Origin of the sequence: Hydrogenibacillus sp. N12 (assembly GCF_019645935.1) — a bacterium.
Taxonomy (GTDB): Bacteria; Bacillota; Bacilli; order Thermicanales; family DSM-22653; genus Hydrogenibacillus; species Hydrogenibacillus schlegelii.
Window position 1 is genome coordinate 1,390,006 of the sequence record NZ_CP080953.1, and the last position, 15,113, is coordinate 1,405,118.

The following is a 15,113-nucleotide window of genomic DNA, read 5'->3' on the forward strand; positions in this document are numbered from 1 at the left end:
TCGCCTGCGCTTACGCCCGGGGATGGGACCGGTCGTAAACCGCCTGAATCGTCTTTCGGGACACGTGGGTGTAAATCTGCGTCGTCGACAGATCCCGGTGTCCCAAAAGCTCCTGCACCACCCGAAGATCGGCGCCGTTTTCCAGAAGATGCGTGGCAAACGAATGCCGGAGCGTGTGGGGGGTGATCGGCTTGTCGATGCCGGCCGCCCGGGCATAAAATTTGACGATCTTCCAGAACCCCTGCCGGGTCAGAGGTTTTCCGCGAGCGTTTAAAAAGAGCCGGCTTCGCTCCGCCGCCCGGGCGGTCTGCCGGCCGGCGAGCTTGGGCCGTCCCCGCTCCAAATACGCTTCCAGAGCCGCCCGGGCCTCCTCTCCGAAGGGAACGATGCGCTCGGTATCGCCCTTTCCGACGACGCGGACGAACATGAGCTCGAGGTTGACGTCGCCGAGCATGAGCCCGACGAGCTCCGACACCCGAAGTCCCGTCGCGTACATGAGCTCCAGCATCGCCCGATCCCGGAGGCCCGCCGCCGTCCGTTCGCTCGGCGCCTCGACGAGGCGGGCGGCTTCGTCGACGCTGAGGACGCTCGGGAGCGGCCGGACGTTTCGGGGCGTGTCGATGTGCTCCAGCGGCGAGGCCTCGATCCGGCCTTCCTCCAAGAGAAACCGGTAAAACGCCCTGAGCGCCGCAAGCCGCCGCGCCCGGGTCGCCGTTTTTTTTCCGGTCGATTCGAGATGGGCGAGATACCGTCGGATGTCCTCCCGGCCCACTTCCTCGGGAAGCGGCCGGCTCCGGCCGGCTCCGTCCGCATCGCCGTCCGGCCGATTTTGATCGAGATAGGCGATGAAGTGGTCGAGATCCTGGAGGTAGCTCATCTGCGTGTTTTTCGCCAGCCCTTCGGCGTAGGCCAGATGATCCCAGAAGGCCGACCGGGCTTCTCTCCACGCCGCCCGAAAGCGGTCGTACGCCGCATCGTTCGTCGGCTCCTGCGTCGGTATGCGCTTCCCTGCACCCATGACCTCCGGCGTCCCCCTTGCCGTCCCCCGGATCGTCTCTTTCTCATCAACGCACGCCGCGCCGGAACGCACGCCGCGCCGTCCCGTTGCCCGGCGCGGACGGCGCCTCGATCCGTGTTGTCGCTTGTGCCTGCGCCCCGTTTCCGGCTTCCGGCGCCGCAAGGCTCTTGAGCGAAGGCCGCCCCCTTTCTCGTTCCGTTCGCTTTCTCCCTCGGTCCGCCGCCGTCACCCCGCGGCTACTCGCCGTCCGTCCAAAAGCGGTACACCGCGTCCCGCCAGTCCGCCCCCGGATCGCCGGTCATCGTCCCGGCCGCCGGGCTTTCCCGCCCTTCCGCCGGCCGGTTCACCTCCAGGGTGTCGCCGTATGGCGTACGCACGCCGGCGGGAAAAAGGGCCGCCTGCAGACGGTCGATCGCCGCATAAAACAGGGCGAACAACATGAGAAAAAGCCCGATTCCCGCCGCCGTCGCCCCGATCCGCCTGAGGTCGAACACCCACATCGATGGACCCTCCCGCCGCCGTCCGGCCGCATCGGCGCCGTCGATCGAACGGCGTCCGGCCGCCGGACGATCCTTCCGGTGCCAGTGTACGGCAGGCGAATCGGGTTCATGCCTCCCTCGGCCGGTCACGCTTCGGCCAGCACCGTCTCCAGCGGCGTATAGGGGAGCTCCAGCGATTCCGCCACCGGCCGGTTCGTCAGCGCCCCTCGGATCGTGTTGATCCCGCGGGCGAGGGCCGGATCCTTCCGGGCGGCGGCACAGACCCCCTGATCCGCCAGCGCCAGAACGTACGGCAGCGTGGCGTTCGTCAAGGCGAGCGTCGACGTCCGCGGCACGGCGCCGGGGATGTTGGCCACGGCGTAGTGGATCACGCCGTATTTTTCGTACGTCGGCTCGGCGTGGGTCGTCACCCGGTCGACCGTCTCGATCGATCCGCCCTGGTCCACGGCGACGTCGACGATGACCGATCCGGGCCGCATCGAACGGACCATCGCCTCCGTCACGAGCTTCGGCGCCCGCCGACCCGGGATGAGCACCGCCCCGATGAGGAGGTCCGCTTCCCGGACGGCGGCGGCGATGTTGTACGGGCTGGACATGACCGTCTTCACCCGGCCGCCGAAGAGATCGTCGAGCTCCCGGAGGCGGAGCGGATTGACGTCGAGGATCGTCACGTCGGCGCCCATGCCGAGGGCGATCTTCGCCGCGTTCGTCCCCACCGTCCCGCCGCCGATGATGACGACCTTGGCCGGCGGGACCCCCGGCACTCCCCCGAGGAGCAGGCCGATGCCGCCGTACGGCTTCGATAAAAATTGCGCCCCGATCTGGACGCTCATTCGCCCCGCGACTTCGCTCATCGGCAGGAGGAGGGGCAAAAGACCGCTGTCCAGCTGAATCGTCTCATAGGCGATCGCCGTCATCCGGGCGTCGAGGAGCGCCCGCGTCAGTTCCGGCTCTGCCGCAAGATGCAGGTATGTAAAAAGGGTGAGGTCCTCCCGGAAAAACCGGTATTCGCTCGGCTGCGGCTCCTTGACCTTGAGGACGAGCTCGGCCTTTCGCCAGACGTCCTCCGGGCCGTCGACAACCGTCGCCCCTTCCCGGACATACTCCTCGTCCGAAAATCCGGCGCCGGCCCCCGCGCCCCGCTCGACGAGCACCGGATGCCCACGCCCGACGAGGGCGTGCACCCCGGCCGGCGTGAGGGCCACCCGGTGTTCTCCCGCTTTGATTTCCTTCGGCACGCCGATGATCATCGCCCGGCCTCCTTCGGCTGATCGACGGGCCGTCCGTCGCCCGCCGCGATTCTTCGCCGGCGGTCTTTTCGTCGTCCGGCCTCATCTATTGTAGAGCGCTTTTATTCGACAGGCAACTTTTTGAGCGCCTCTTCCGGCCCGTCGCCCGCCTGGATCCCCTTGGCCCGGCACTCCCGGCAGATGCCGTGAAAGGTGAGCCGGTGATCGAGGATCTCGAAGCCGAACCGCTCTTCGACGATCTTTTCCACGTCCTCCAGAAGGTCTTCTTCGATTTCCTCGACTTTGCCGCAGCTCAGGCAGTACAGGTGATGATGGTGGTGCTTCGCCCCTTCGGCGCGAAAATCGTACCGGGTGACGCCGTCCCCGAAATTGACCTTGTGCACGATCTTAAGGTCGGAAAGGAGTTCCAGCGTTCGGTACACCGTCGCCAGGCCGATGTCCGGCATGCGCGACTTCAGCGCCAGGTAGACATCCTCGGCGCTCAAATGATCCTCCATCCGCTCGAGGAGCACCCGCACCGTCGCTTCCCGCTGCGGCGTCAGCTTGTAGTTGTGCGCATGAAGGATTTGCTTGATGCGCTCGAGGCGCTCTTCCACCGATATTTCCTCCTTAGGCGTCGTTCGTCCCGGATCCGCGTCCGTACTTTCATTATAAAAAAGGGGATTTCCCGGCGTCAATTGAAAATCACTTTTATGTAAAAGAAAGCGTAAAAACCGGCGGCCGCCCGCCGGCTTCCGCATCCTTTCTCTTTCCGTTCCGTGCGCCTTCGACGTCTCGCCCCCTCGATGCCTCCCCTCGATCTTTCGCCGATCCTTTGACGTCGCCCCCTTCTTTCGACGTCTCTTCGTTCCTTCGCCTTCGCGCCGATGCTTCGGCGCCGCGCCGACCGTCCGCCGTCTCCTTCCTTGGCCCCGCCCGCCCGGCGCTTCTCCTTTTTACGCTAGCCGCCGAGCCGGGCGGCGAGCCAGGCGGCCAGCCCAAAGAACCCGACCGTCCCGGCGCCGGCCAGGGCATACGCCTTGAGGGCTTCGAGGACGCCGCGGGAGGCGCCGCCGAAGCGCCGGTCTGCGAAAAAGGCGGCCTGCAGCCGGATGCTCCGCACGAAGAGCCAAAACAGCCCCGCGGCGACGGCGGCGTCCGCCGGAAGTGAACGAAGCGCCCAGTCACCGAAGGCGTGCGCGTCGAAGCCGGCCGTCCGAAGCCCGACGGCGCGTCCCCAGACGGCCGCATACAGAAGGAGGGCCGCCGGGCCGAACCAGGCGCTCCCGAGCAGGACGACGAGAAGCGCTTCGGCGATCGCCGGCCCATAGGCCGGCCGCGCCGGATCCGACCCTCCGACGAACGACCGATTCGGTTCCGCCGGAACGCCGGCGGATGGCTCATCGCCCGGCCGATTCCCATCCCCGAAATCGGCGTTCGCCGAACCCCCGGCCCCTTCGACCCCGATCCGATCCGTTTCGGAAAGCACGATCGCCGCCGGTCCGGTCACCCCGGCACCGCCGGTCGCCCCCGCGCCGTAGCCGATCGCCCAGCCGAAGGCCAGGGCGAGTGCGTACAGCCAGAGCGCGACGCCGATCGTCCGCATCCTCTCCCGCCTTTCCCGCGTTCGACCGTTTCGGTCCCTTGCCCTTCACCGATCAACGTGTTATAATGCATCTTGCGCCAGCAAGCACCTGCTTCCGAACCAGGTCAGGTCGGAAACGAAGCAGCCTTAAGGAAGCGTGGACTGTGCTGGCGCCCTATTTTGCATTAAATTAATGTAATATTCTGTCGATAGATACACCCCGGCGTAGTAGAGCGGGTCCGCCCGGCGGTCGCGCCCCATCGTCCGGATCGTTCCGCCGGGATCGAAAGCGTCGAGCGCCGCCGGCGACGGCAGGGGGCGAAAGACCGCCCGGTGCCTTCGCCGGACCGCCGGCGGAAGCGCCGCCCAGGCCGCTTGAACGGCGTCCACGGCCGCCCGGACAGGTCCGACCGCCCAGAGGGAAGCCGAGGCTCCGGAATGGCGTTCGCGGCGGCCGGCCGGGGCCGGGAGGACAAGGTGGGCCGATCCGAACGCCAGCGCCAGGGCGGTCCGGGTGTGGTGGCTGAGCCCCCGGTGCCGCGGCCGGGGATCGGCGGCGCTCAGGCGCGGCACGAGCACCGGGATGCCGCCCAGGGCGGCGACGGCGTTGATGTTTTCCGCCTGTTCGGCGCCGGCGTTCGCCACCGGATGACCGACCCCGACGCCGCCGGGTCCCGGCCCGATCAAGATCGCCTCGGCCTCGCGGGCGGCGACGAGGAGGCCGCCGTAGCGGTTGATCGCCTCATGGGTGCCGCCGAAGGCATTCCCGGCGGTGATGATCGCCTGGAGCGCCCCTTCGGCGTAAAGCGCCGCCAGATGGTCGCTCACCCAGCCGGGAAGCGCCGCCGCGTCGGTCATGACGAAAGCGATCCGCCACCCCGGCCGCCGGCGGCGGAGCCAGCGGACGGCGAGGGGGAGGGCGCTGTGAAGCGGCAGGATGAGCACCGGGCGCCCCGCGAGCCGCCCGGGCGGGGCGCCGAACTCCGCCGCCGGAACGGCAAACTGAAGCGGCGTGTAGCGCTCTTTGACGACGATCGCCTCCCGCTCAAGCCCTGCCGCCGGCCCGCGCTTCTTCTCCGGGCCGACCGCCGCTTCCGCTCCGCCCGCCTCGCCTGTCCCGATCCCCGCCTCTGCCCCTTCCGCTCGGGCCGCCGCTTCCGCCGCGCCCGCTTCGCCCGTCTCCATCCCCGCATCTTTTCCTCCTGCTTGGTCCGCCGCTTCCGCTCCGCCTTTCGCGGTCTTTTTCATCGTTGCTTCGGGACCGGCGTCCCGTTCCGCCCAGACGACGACGGCGAAGCCGCCGGTCCCGAGCCCGAGGCGGACCGCCTCGACGTTCAGCCACACCGTCTGACCGGTTCGAAGCGGCCCGAACCAGCCCGGATAATGGATCGCCCGCCGCCGGTGCCCGTCCGCCGTCCGGACGAGGACGATCTCCCGCTCCGGTCGGCGCTCCACGATCGCCGCCACGACGCCGGAACAGAGGGAAAAGACCGGTCCGCCGCTCACCGGATCGCCCCCTTCCCCGACTACCGTATGCCGATCGCCGGCGGTCGATGCCGAAAGCGGGAAGACCGTCTGCGCCCCGACGCGCCGCCGCGTCCAAAAAATAAAAATAAAAGCACCCTCAGGGCGACGGCGCCCCGGCCGGGACGGGCGATCCGGCATCTCCGGAGCGAGGCGGCGCCGGCGCTTCCTGCGGCGCATCCGGCGGCGTTGGCCCGGGCGGCTTGAGCGGGATCAGGGGTTCGATCGAGACTTCCACCCGCCGGTTTTTGGCCCGTCCTTCCGGCGTCCGATTGTCGGCGATCGGCCGATACTCGCCGTATCCGATCAGGCGAAACGTCTTCGGATCAAGCTGCGGGTTTTTCAGCAAGGCCTGTAAAAAATTCGCCGCCCGGGCGGCGGAAAGCTCCCAGTTCGAGGGGAACTCCGGCGTCGAAATGGGGACGTTGTCCGTGTGGCCGCTCACGGTGATCTCCCGGGGGTAGGCATGGACGAGAATTTCCGACACCCGCCGGGCGATCGCCTTCGCCTCCGGAGTGAGTGTTGCGCTCCCGGATGGAAAGAGCGCCTGCTCGCCGATGAGGAGCTTGAGGCCCGTCTCATCCAGGACGGTGCTGAGATACGGCTCGAGGCCGTTTTCCCGGATAAAGCGGTCCATCTCCTGCTGGATCGCCTGCAGCTGACGTTTCTCCTCCCGGATGCGGGCGAGCTCCGCCGCCTCTTCCGGCGAAAGCCGCCGGTCGTCCTGCCGGGCCCGCGGCACGTTCGGAAGCTCCGCCTCCGGCGGCACCGGCCGTTCGAATTGGAGGACGCCGCTTCCGCCGCTGAAGGCGATGTTGAAGGCGTTCGCCAGCTTCGCCACTCGGGCGGCGTCGATCTCGCTCATGGCGAAAAGGACGACAAAGAGCGCGAGAAGCAGCGTCAGCATATCCGCGTACGGGATGAGCCACGTCTCGTTCAGGTGCTCGTCGCTTTCGGTTTTCCGCCTACGCATGTTTTCTCTCCGCCCGCTTCTCCCGTTCCCGGGCCGGCAGGTAGACGATCAGCTTTTCCTCGATGTTGGAGGGCGAGATGCCGGCCTGGATGGACAGGATGCCTTCGATCATCATCTGCTTGAGCTCGACCTCCTGGCGGCTTAAGCGCCGGAGTTTGTTGGCGAACGGATGCCAGAGGACGTATCCGGTGAAGATGCCGAGAAGGGTCGCGACGAAAGCAGCGGCAATGGAATGGCCGAGGACGGTCGTGTCGTCTAAGTTGCTGAGCGCGGCGATGAGGCCGACGACGGCGCCGAGGACGCCGAGGGTCGGCGCATAGGTGCCGGCCTGCTCAAAAATTTTGGCGCCGACCTGGTGCCGGGCCTCCATCGCCGCAAGGTCCTGTTCGAGGGCGTCGCGGATAAATTCCATCTCCCGGCCGTCGACGACCATCTTCATGCCGTTTTTCAAAAACGGGTCCTCGATCGCCTCGAGATGGCCTTCGAGCGCAAGCAGCCCTTCCCGGCGGGCGATCTGCGCCCACTCCATGAACCGATCGATCAGGTCGTTGGGGTCCGGAAGCCGCTGACCCCGAAAGATCAGGCGAAACAGGTGCGGGAGCCGCCGGAGCTCCGACATCGGAAAGGCGTTCAGCACCGCGGCGATCGTTCCGCCGATGATGATGAGGTAGGCCGCCGGGTTGGTAAAAAGGCTGGTGAGGGGCGCCCCTTTTAACACCATGCCGTAACCGACGGCGATCAAGCCGAGGATGAGGCCCAGAATCGTCGAACGCTCCATCGTCTGCGCTCACTCCGTCTCCATCGCTGGCGGCCGCGGAAGGGCCGCGTCGGTCACTCGATGGGTGTATCGGCGGACGGCGGGCAAACGTTTAGCCGTTTTCAGCCGTCCGGCCCCGGCCCCGGGGCGGTCCCGAAAGCCCCTCCCGAACGCCGTCCGAAGGCCCCGGCGATCCCGCCCGTCCCTTCCTCCGGCAGAGGGCGTAAAAAGGCCGCGGCCGAAGCCGCGGCTCTCATTCGGCGCCCGGCGGTTTTTCGGCGGTCGCCGCCCGGCCGATCCCGCCGCCGGAAGGCGCCGCCCTCCCGGGCCGGAAACCGCCGGAGTCTTCAGACGGCAAACGTGGCCTCGTCGAACGTTTCGATCAGGCGTTTTACGGTCTGTAAAAAGGCCCCGGCGGCGGCGCCGTCCATGACCCGGTGATCGAGCGAGAGCGTCAGGTTCACCATGTCCCGGATGGCGATCGTCCCCTCGTCGACGACAACCGGCCGCTTCACGATCGCCTCGATGCTCAAAATCGCCGCCTGAGGCGGATTGATGATCGGCATCGACAGAACCGAGCCGAAGGCGCCGGTGTTGTTCACGGTAAACGTCCCGCCGGCCACGTCGTCCGGCCGGAGGCGTCCGGCGCGGGTCCGCTCGACGAGGTCGTGGAGCGCCCGGGCCAGCCCGACGACCGAGAGGGCGTCGGCGTGGTGGATCACCGGCACGTACAGGGCATCGTCGTGGGCGACGGCGATCGAAAGATGGATGTCCTTTCGGAGGACTATCCCTTCGTCGGTCCAGGAGGCGTTCAGACGGGGGTGCTCCCGCAGGGCGAGGGTCACCGCCCGGAGAAAGAAAGGCAAATACGTCAGGCGAAATCCTTCCCGCGTTTCAAAGGCGCCCATGACCGCTTTCCGGTAGCGGACGAGGCGGGTCGCGTCGACCTCGACCATCATCCACGCATGGGGCGCCGTCCGCTTGCTTTCCACCATCCGCTCGGCGATTCGCCGCCGGACGGCGGTGATCGGAAGCACGACGTCGCCGTCGAAAGGCGCGCGGGCGGCCTCGCGGGGCGGATGGACGGAGTCGGTCGGCCCATGGACGGGGGCTTCGACGGTTGCGGGGGCGGCGTCCGCCCGCCGCTTCAAATAGGCGAGGACGTCTTTGCGCGTCACCCGGCCGTGGGCGCCGGTTCCCGGGACGGCCGCCGGATCGAGGCCGTGTTCGGCGAGGAGCCGGCGCACGGCGGGCGAATACCGTCCCCGCAGGCTTCCGCCCCCCCGTTCCGTCCGGCCGGAAGCCGGAGGCGCCGCCCCCCGACCGTCCCGAGCCTCTGTCGCCCCAATCGCCGGCACGGATGCCGTCGGAACCGCCCCCTGGCCGACCCGAGCCGGCGCCGCCCCGTCCGCCGGCGGCGCCCCGCTTCCCGCCGCGCCGGCAGGCGCCGCCGAAGGCAAAGCGGCCGACGCTTCCGCCTCCTTTACCCGAAGCCGGGCGATCGGAGTGCCAACGGCGACGACGTCTCCTTCGGCGACGAGGATCGCCTCGACGGTCCCCGCCGCCGTCGACGGCACTTCCGCCGTCACCTTGTCCGTCTCCACCTCACAGAGGGGCGCATACGCCTCCACCGTATCTCCCGGACGGACGAGCCAGCGGACGAGCCGGCCTTCCGTCACGCTTTCGCCGAGCTGGGGCATCACCACGTCGATGATGGGCACGCCACTCCCTCCTTCGCTTCCGCCGGACGGCCCTAGAAGCGGGCCAGCTCACGCATCGCCGCGGCGATCCGCTCGACGGACGGCATGAACCACGCCTCGAGCGGCGGGCTGTACGGCATCGCCGGCACGTCGGGGCCCGTGAGGCGCCGGATCGGCGCGTCGAGATCGAAAAGCGCCGTTTCGGCGATCACCGCCGCGACCTCGCCGCCGACGCCCCCTTCGCCGTTGTCCTCGTGGACGATCAGCACCTTGCCCGTCCGCCGGGCGGCCTCGACGATCGCCGCCCGATCCAGCGGATAAAGCGTGACGAGGTCGAGCACCGTCGCTTCGATTCCCTCCTCCCGGGCGAGCCGCTCCGCCGCCTCGAGGGCGTACGGCACCATGAGGCCGTAGGCGATCACCGTCACGTCGTCGCCTTCCCGCACCGTCCGGGCCCGATCGAGCGGCACGGTGTAAAAGTCATCCGGCACCTCCCCCTTGGCCAGCCGGTAGAGCTTTTTGTGCTCGAGGAAAAGCACCGGATCGTCGGAAAAGATCGCCGCCAGCAAAAGCCCTTTGGCGTCGTACGGGTTGGACGGCGTCACCACCCGAAGCCCGGGATGGCCGGTAAACGCCTTTTCGACGCTTTGCGAATGGTACAGCGCCCCGTGGACGCCGCCTCCGTACGGGGCCCGGATGACGAGGGGCACGCTCCAGGCGCCGTTGGACCGGTAGCGGATCTTCGCCGCCTCGTTCACGATCTGGTTCGTCGCCGGGTAGATAAAGTCGGCAAACTGAATCTCCGCCACCGGCCGGAGCCCGTAGGCGGCCGCCCCGATGGCGACGCCGACGATCGCCGACTCGGCGAGGGGCGTATCGACGACCCGCCGCTCCCCGAACCGTTCCAGGAGGCCCGCCGTCGCCCGAAACACCCCGCCCCGCCGGCCGACGTCCTCCCCGAGAACGAACACCCCGGGATCCCGCTCCATCGCCTGCCAGAGCGCCTCCCGGATCGCCTCGATGTACGTCTTAACGGCCACCGTCCGTCCCTCCCCCGGCCGGCGCCGGTTCCGTCCACCCTTCCGGCCCCTTCCCGCCGGCGCCGCCCCACCGGTCGGTCGACGCCCCCGGCCTCTCCGGCGCCTCGGCGTAGACGTGCCGCATCGCTGTCGCCGGATCGGGAAGGGGCGCCGCCTCCGCCGCCGCCGTCGCCCGATCGACCTCTGCGGCGACCTCCGCCTCGAGCGCCTCGAGCGCCGCCGCGTCGAGGAGCGCCTGTTCCAGCAGGTAGGCCCGCACCCGGGCGACCGGATCGGCCTGCCGGAGCGCTTCGACCTCCTCCCGGCTCCGGTACGTCCGGTCGTCGTCGTCGCTCGAGTGCGGCGTAAGCCGCATCACGTCCGCCTCGATCAGCGTCCCGCCTTCCCCGGCCAGCGCCCGTTCCCGCGCCTCCCGGACGACCCGGTAGACGGCAAACGGATCCCGTCCGTCGACCTTCACCCCCGCCATGCCGTAGCTTTGGGCCCGGCTGGCGACGTCCGGTGAAGCGATCTGCCGCTCCAGCGGCACCGAGATGGCGTAACGGTTGTTTTCCACGAAGGCGATCACCGGAAGCCTAAAGACGCCGGCGAAGTTCAAGCCTTCGTGAAAGTCGCCCTGGTTCGACGTGCCGTCACCGAAGCTCACGAAAGCGACGAACGGCTCGCCCGTATAGCGGGCGGCCCAGGCGAAGCCGACGGCGTGGGGAATCTGCGTCCCCGTCGGGCTCGACTGGGTGAAGATGCGGAGCCGCCGGTCGCTGAAATGGTTCGGCATCTGCCGGCCGCCGCTCGCCGGATCGTCGGCCCGGGCAAACGCCGCGAGCATCACCGCCTCCGACGTCACCCCGAGGGCGAGCACGAGGGCGAGGTCCCGGTAATACGGCAGGACGAAGTCGACGCCGGGCTTCAGAGCAAAACCGGCGCCGACCTGCGCCGCCTCGTGCCCCTGACAGGAGATGACGAAGGGGAGTTTCCCCGCCCGGTTGAGGAGCCACTGCCGCTCGTCGAGCCGCCGAGCGAGGAGCATCGTCCGGTACATCCGAATCGCCTCGGCGTCCGTCAGGCCGGCCGCGCGGTGATCCATCGTCTCCCTCCTTCGTCGGTCCGTTCCGACAAGGCTTTTCGTCGTCGCCCGGCGCCGCCGGCCGCCATCCGGTCCGGCGGCGTTGCCGGCCGCCGGCCGGCACCCGGCCCGGCGACGCCATCCGTCGGGCGCCGATCAAGCGTGGATCGCCAGGCCGTCGACCGCGAGCGCCGTCTCGAGGAGCGCCTCCGAAAGCGTCGGGTGCGGCCGGATCGCCTCCCCGAGCTCGTCGACGGCCGCCTCCATGAGGAGCGCGAGAGCCCCTTCCCCGATGAGCTCCGTCGCCCGCGGCCCGATGATGTGCACGCCGAGCACATCCCGCGTCGAACGGTCGGCGACGATCTTCACGAACCCGTCGACCTCGCCTTCGATGACCGCTTTGCCGATGCCGCGAAACGGAAACGTCCCGACGGCGACGTCCCGTCCCTCGGCCCGGGCCGCCGCTTCCGTCAGGCCGACCGCCGCGACCTCGGGAAAACCGTAAACCGCCCGGGGAACGAGGCGGGGATCGAGGCGTCCGCCGCCCCGCCCGGCCAGGTGATCGATCACCCGCCGCGCGACCGCCTGGGCATAGTGCGCCAGCATCGGCGGGCCGATCACATCGCCGGCGGCGTAGAGGGAAGGGGCCGTCGTCTCGTAATGCGGCCCGGTGGCGATGAACCCGTTTTCAAGCCGGACGCCGGCCGCCTCAAGGCCGAGGTCTTCGACGTTCGGTGCCCGGCCGACGGCGACGAGGACGACGTCCGCCGCGAGGACGTTCCCGTCTCCGGCGCCGTGGACCGGCCGGACGCGAACCCGGACTCCGTCCGGAAGAGATTCCGTCCCGTCGACGTCGACCGTCGCGCCGGTCAGGACCCGAATGCCGCGCTTTTTGAACTGGCGGGCAAGCTCCCGGCCGATCGCCGCATCTTCACCCGGAAGGAGCGTCTCCGCCGCTTCGACGACCGTCACCGCCGCCCCGAGATCCCGCCAGAGGCTCGCCCACTCCACGCCGATCGCTCCGCCGCCGACGATGACGGCCGAACGGGGCACCTCCTCGAGCGTGAGCGCCTCGTCGCTCGTCACGATCCGCCGTCCGTCCGGGGGAAGCCCTGGAAGCGCCTTCGGCCGGGACCCGGTCGCGATGACGACGGCCTTCGGCGTGAGGACGACGTCCTCCCCGCCTTCTCCGCGGACGCCGACCGCTCCCGCCGGGGCGAAGATCGACGGCCCGAGCAGACGGCCCGTCCCGCGGAAGACCTCGATGCGGGCCCTTTTGAACAGGTGCTGGATCCCCTGTTCCAGCCTCAGGACGGCCTCTCCCTTGGCCCGATGCGCGGCCGCCGCGTCAAAGCGGACGCCGTCGGCCGTCACCCCCGCCCGGGGACCCGCCTCCCGAATCGCGCGATACAGCGCGGCCGTCTGGAGCAACGCTTTCGTCGGGATGCAGCCGCGATGCAGGCACGTCCCGCCGAGGCGATCCCGCTCGACGACGGCGACCCGAAGGCCGAGCTTGGCCGCATACAGAGCGCCGACGTACCCCGCCGGGCCGCCGCCCAAAAACAAAACGTCGAACTCCTCTCTCTCGGTCACCGGTGCGCCTCCCTTGCCGTCGCTGGATGGCCTAGACTCGCTTTCGTCCCGCTGCTTTCGTCGCTCGGTTGCCGTTCCGCGGTCGCCGGGACTTCCTTCATGGCCGTCGTACCGTCGGGTTGGAAAAAGGGGCGCCCCGACGGCGTATGCCGCCCGATCCCTTCAGCCCCGGCGTCCCGAGCGAAGCACGTCGAGGCGGCGCTCCGGGAGCGTCAGCCGGTGTTTGAGGGACCGGACCGTCTCGATCCGCCGGAGAGCCAGGGCTTCCGCCGCCTCGTGGGTCGAGACCCCCGCCGCTTCGGCATAGGCGATCACCGCCTTCACGCGGTCGTACAGGGCGGTCACCCGCCGCATCACCCGCTCCCGATCGTAGCCGGAAAGCTCGTCGGCGACGTTGATCACCCCGCCGGCGTTGATGATGAAATCGGGCGCGTAGAGGATCCCCCGCGCTTTGAGCGCCCGGGCGTGGTGGGGCTTTCGAGCTGGTTGTTCGCCGCCCCGGCGACGAGGCGCACCCGAAGCCGCGGGATCGTCTCGTCGTTCAGCACGCCGCCCAAGGCGTTCGGCGAAAAAATGTCCGCCTCCACGTCGTAGATCGCGTCCGGCGGAACCGTCTCGGCGCCGAATTCCCGGGCGATACGGCCGGCCTTTTCCGGGTCGAGATCGGTGACGATGAGCCGGGCCCCCGCTTCGGCGAGATGTCGGGCGAGGTGATACGCCACCTGGCCGGCGCCCTGCAGGGCGACCGTCCGGCCCCGGAGGTCATCCGAACCGAAGACCGCCTCCGCGGCCGCCCGCATCCCCTGAAAGACGCCGAAGGCGGTCACCGGCGCCGGATTCCCGCTCGATCCGAACGCCGAGGAAATGCCGGTGACGTAAGGCGTCTCTTTGAAGACGTGTTCCAGGTCCTCGACGGTCGTCCCGACGTCCTCGGCGGTGATGTAGCGGCCGCCGAGGGCGTGGACCGCCCGGCCGAAAGCCCGAAAGAGCGCCTCGCTCTTGTCCCGCTTCGGATCGCCCAGGATGACCGCCTTGCCGCCGCCTACGTCGAGGCCGGCGGCGGCGCTTTTGAACGTCATGCCCCGGGCGAGGCGGAGGACGTCCCGGAGGGCTTCCTCTTCCGATGCATACGGCCACATCCGCACCCCGCCCAGCGCCGGACCGAGGGTCGTGTCGTGTATGGCGATGATCGCCCGAAGGCCGCTTCCCCGGTCCTGAACGAAGACGACCTGCTCGTAATCATCCTTTTGCATCTGCTCCAGCACCTTCACCGGCGCGTCGCTCCTTTCTCCCATCATCCTCTCCGCCGCTTCGACTTCCCCCCCGATCCCGGGCGCCGGCCGACGGACCCGCCGCCCTGCCCGCGCCCGCCGCGAAGCGATGTGCTTCCTCCATTGTCGCCGAACGAAGGGCGGCGGTAAAGGGGCTCCGCTCCGACTGTCCATTGGGCAAATACTGTAAGCGCTTACCTTTAGCTTATATCAAGAACACTTCCGTGTAAAGCGCGAGAAATACACGTTTTTACGGTGATGGGGAGGGATAGCGGGGGGATGAAGGGGGGGATGGAGCGATGCGGGTTCGATTCCGTCGGGGTTTTTTGTTACCATGAAACCCAGAGAACAACCGACGCATCCCGGGGAGGAATCACGGTGGACCGCGCTCGCTTTCTCATTCGCCGCTCGCTCGCCCTTCTCCTCCTCGCCGCCGTCGGCCTGGCCACCGCCCTCGGCATCGAATGGCTGAAAGAGGCCTTCTTCTCGAGCCTCGCCGGCACCGGCGTCAGCTGGGCCCGGGTCGCCGGCGGCCTGGTCCTGTTCTTCGGCGGCCTCGCGTTTCTCGGCGGACTGATTTTCTATCGGGATGCCAAGCGAAACTACCTGCAGCCCCGTTTTCTGAAGTGGTACCGTAAGAAAATGCGCTCCCGGAACGCCCGCGGCGCCGATGCCTCGACCCGCAGGGCGGGAGCGCGTTCTTTCCCCACGAAAACGCCCCGCCCCTGATGGAGCGGGGCACGCCGGCGCTCGTGCCTTGGGAAGCCGTTCCGTCGGGCCCGTTCCGCCGGGCTCGTTCCGTCGGGGCTCGCTCGGCCCACGTCCGTTTCCAGAGTTCACGTCGCTCAAGCTTCTGCGCC

General features: G+C 68.8%; 12 protein-coding genes, 1 other RNA gene and 2 pseudogenes. 2 read left to right on the forward strand and 13 right to left on the reverse strand.

What is annotated here, in order from left to right:
• Positions 1-10 precede the first annotated feature (10 nt).
• The 5 genes from xerD to K2M58_RS06535 form a co-directional block, all read right to left on the reverse strand.
• Complete coding sequence (gene xerD, locus K2M58_RS06515) at positions 11-1,018, reverse strand: site-specific tyrosine recombinase XerD (protein ID WP_082718387.1); 1,008 nt, start codon at positions 1,016-1,018, stop codon at positions 11-13.
• A gap of 236 nt (positions 1,019-1,254) precedes the next feature.
• The gene (locus tag K2M58_RS06520) at positions 1,255-1,518 is read right to left on the reverse strand and encodes a hypothetical protein (RefSeq protein WP_220676894.1); all 264 of its coding nucleotides are present in this window, start codon (positions 1,516-1,518) and stop codon (positions 1,255-1,257) included.
• Between the two features lie 125 nt (positions 1,519-1,643).
• A complete protein-coding gene (gene ald, locus K2M58_RS06525) occupies positions 1,644-2,768 on the reverse strand; it encodes an alanine dehydrogenase (protein WP_066203753.1) in 1,125 nt (374 codons plus the stop codon).
• A 101-nt stretch (positions 2,769-2,869) separates the two neighbouring features.
• The gene (locus K2M58_RS06530; protein WP_066203911.1) at positions 2,870-3,364 is read right to left on the reverse strand and encodes a ferric iron uptake transcriptional regulator; all 495 of its coding nucleotides are present in this window, start codon (positions 3,362-3,364) and stop codon (positions 2,870-2,872) included.
• Positions 3,365-3,708: 344 nt separating this feature from the next.
• The gene (locus tag K2M58_RS06535; protein ID WP_220676895.1) at positions 3,709-4,353 is read right to left on the reverse strand and encodes a hypothetical protein; all 645 of its coding nucleotides are present in this window, start codon (positions 4,351-4,353) and stop codon (positions 3,709-3,711) included.
• 71 nt (positions 4,354-4,424) lie between these two features.
• Between K2M58_RS06535 and ffs the strand changes: the two genes are divergently transcribed.
• Positions 4,425-4,512, forward strand: an RNA gene (gene ffs / locus K2M58_RS06540) — signal recognition particle sRNA small type.
• 96 nt (positions 4,513-4,608) lie between these two features.
• Here ffs and K2M58_RS12970 read toward each other — a convergent pair.
• From K2M58_RS12970 to K2M58_RS06585, 8 genes and pseudogenes are all read right to left on the reverse strand, one after another.
• Positions 4,609-6,036: pseudogene (locus tag K2M58_RS12970) on the reverse strand (DUF3866 family protein); the annotation flags it as partial.
• On the reverse strand, positions 5,957-6,829 hold the full coding sequence (locus tag K2M58_RS06555; RefSeq protein WP_220676896.1) for a flagellar motor protein MotB: 873 nt from the start codon (positions 6,827-6,829) through the stop codon (positions 5,957-5,959). The gene K2M58_RS06555 and the pseudogene K2M58_RS12970, both read right to left, overlap by 80 nt.
• Positions 6,822-7,607, reverse strand: coding sequence for a flagellar motor stator protein MotA (motA, locus tag K2M58_RS06560; RefSeq protein ID WP_066203764.1), 786 nt, complete (start codon positions 7,605-7,607; stop codon positions 6,822-6,824). The genes K2M58_RS06555 and motA overlap by 8 nt, the downstream gene beginning before the upstream one ends.
• Before the next feature lie 326 nt (positions 7,608-7,933).
• The gene (locus K2M58_RS06565) at positions 7,934-9,307 is read right to left on the reverse strand and encodes a dihydrolipoamide acetyltransferase family protein (protein ID WP_252393397.1); all 1,374 of its coding nucleotides are present in this window, start codon (positions 9,305-9,307) and stop codon (positions 7,934-7,936) included.
• A 32-nt stretch (positions 9,308-9,339) separates the two neighbouring features.
• Positions 9,340-10,326, reverse strand: a complete 987-nt coding sequence (locus K2M58_RS06570) for an alpha-ketoacid dehydrogenase subunit beta (RefSeq protein ID WP_220676897.1) — start codon at positions 10,324-10,326, stop codon at positions 9,340-9,342.
• Positions 10,316-11,410, reverse strand: a complete 1,095-nt coding sequence (locus K2M58_RS06575) for a thiamine pyrophosphate-dependent dehydrogenase E1 component subunit alpha (RefSeq protein WP_082718115.1) — start codon at positions 11,408-11,410, stop codon at positions 10,316-10,318. Before K2M58_RS06575 ends, K2M58_RS06570 begins: the two co-directional genes overlap by 11 nt.
• 135 nt (positions 11,411-11,545) lie before the next feature.
• Positions 11,546-12,982: a dihydrolipoyl dehydrogenase gene (gene lpdA / locus K2M58_RS06580; protein ID WP_220676898.1), complete on the reverse strand. Its 1,437-nt coding sequence runs from the start codon at positions 12,980-12,982 to the stop codon at positions 11,546-11,548.
• A gap of 162 nt (positions 12,983-13,144) precedes the next feature.
• A pseudogene (locus K2M58_RS06585) lies at positions 13,145-14,253 on the reverse strand (Glu/Leu/Phe/Val dehydrogenase).
• 378 nt (positions 14,254-14,631) lie between these two features.
• On the opposite strand from K2M58_RS06585, the gene K2M58_RS06590 reads away from it, so the two are divergent.
• Positions 14,632-14,982: a DUF2627 family protein gene (locus tag K2M58_RS06590; RefSeq protein ID WP_252393398.1), complete on the forward strand. Its 351-nt coding sequence runs from the start codon at positions 14,632-14,634 to the stop codon at positions 14,980-14,982.
• Positions 14,983-15,113 lie beyond the last annotated feature (131 nt).

Excerpts from the sequence above, each read along its gene's own strand:
- xerD (WP_082718387.1), bottom strand. The coding sequence starts at position 1,018 with ATGGGTGCAGGGAAGCGCATACCGACGCAGGAGCCGACGAACGATGCG.
- K2M58_RS06520 (WP_220676894.1), bottom strand. The coding sequence starts at position 1,518 with ATGTGGGTGTTCGACCTCAGGCGGATCGGGGCGACGGCGGCGGGAATC.
- ald (WP_066203753.1), bottom strand. The coding sequence starts at position 2,768 with ATGATCATCGGCGTGCCGAAGGAAATCAAAGCGGGAGAACACCGGGTG.
- K2M58_RS06535 (WP_220676895.1), bottom strand. The coding sequence starts at position 4,353 with ATGCGGACGATCGGCGTCGCGCTCTGGCTGTACGCACTCGCCCTGGCC.
- K2M58_RS06555 (WP_220676896.1), bottom strand. The coding sequence starts at position 6,829 with ATGCGTAGGCGGAAAACCGAAAGCGACGAGCACCTGAACGAGACGTGG.
- motA (WP_066203764.1), bottom strand. The coding sequence starts at position 7,607 with ATGGAGCGTTCGACGATTCTGGGCCTCATCCTCGGCTTGATCGCCGTC.
- K2M58_RS06575 (WP_082718115.1), bottom strand. The coding sequence starts at position 11,410 with ATGGATCACCGCGCGGCCGGCCTGACGGACGCCGAGGCGATTCGGATG.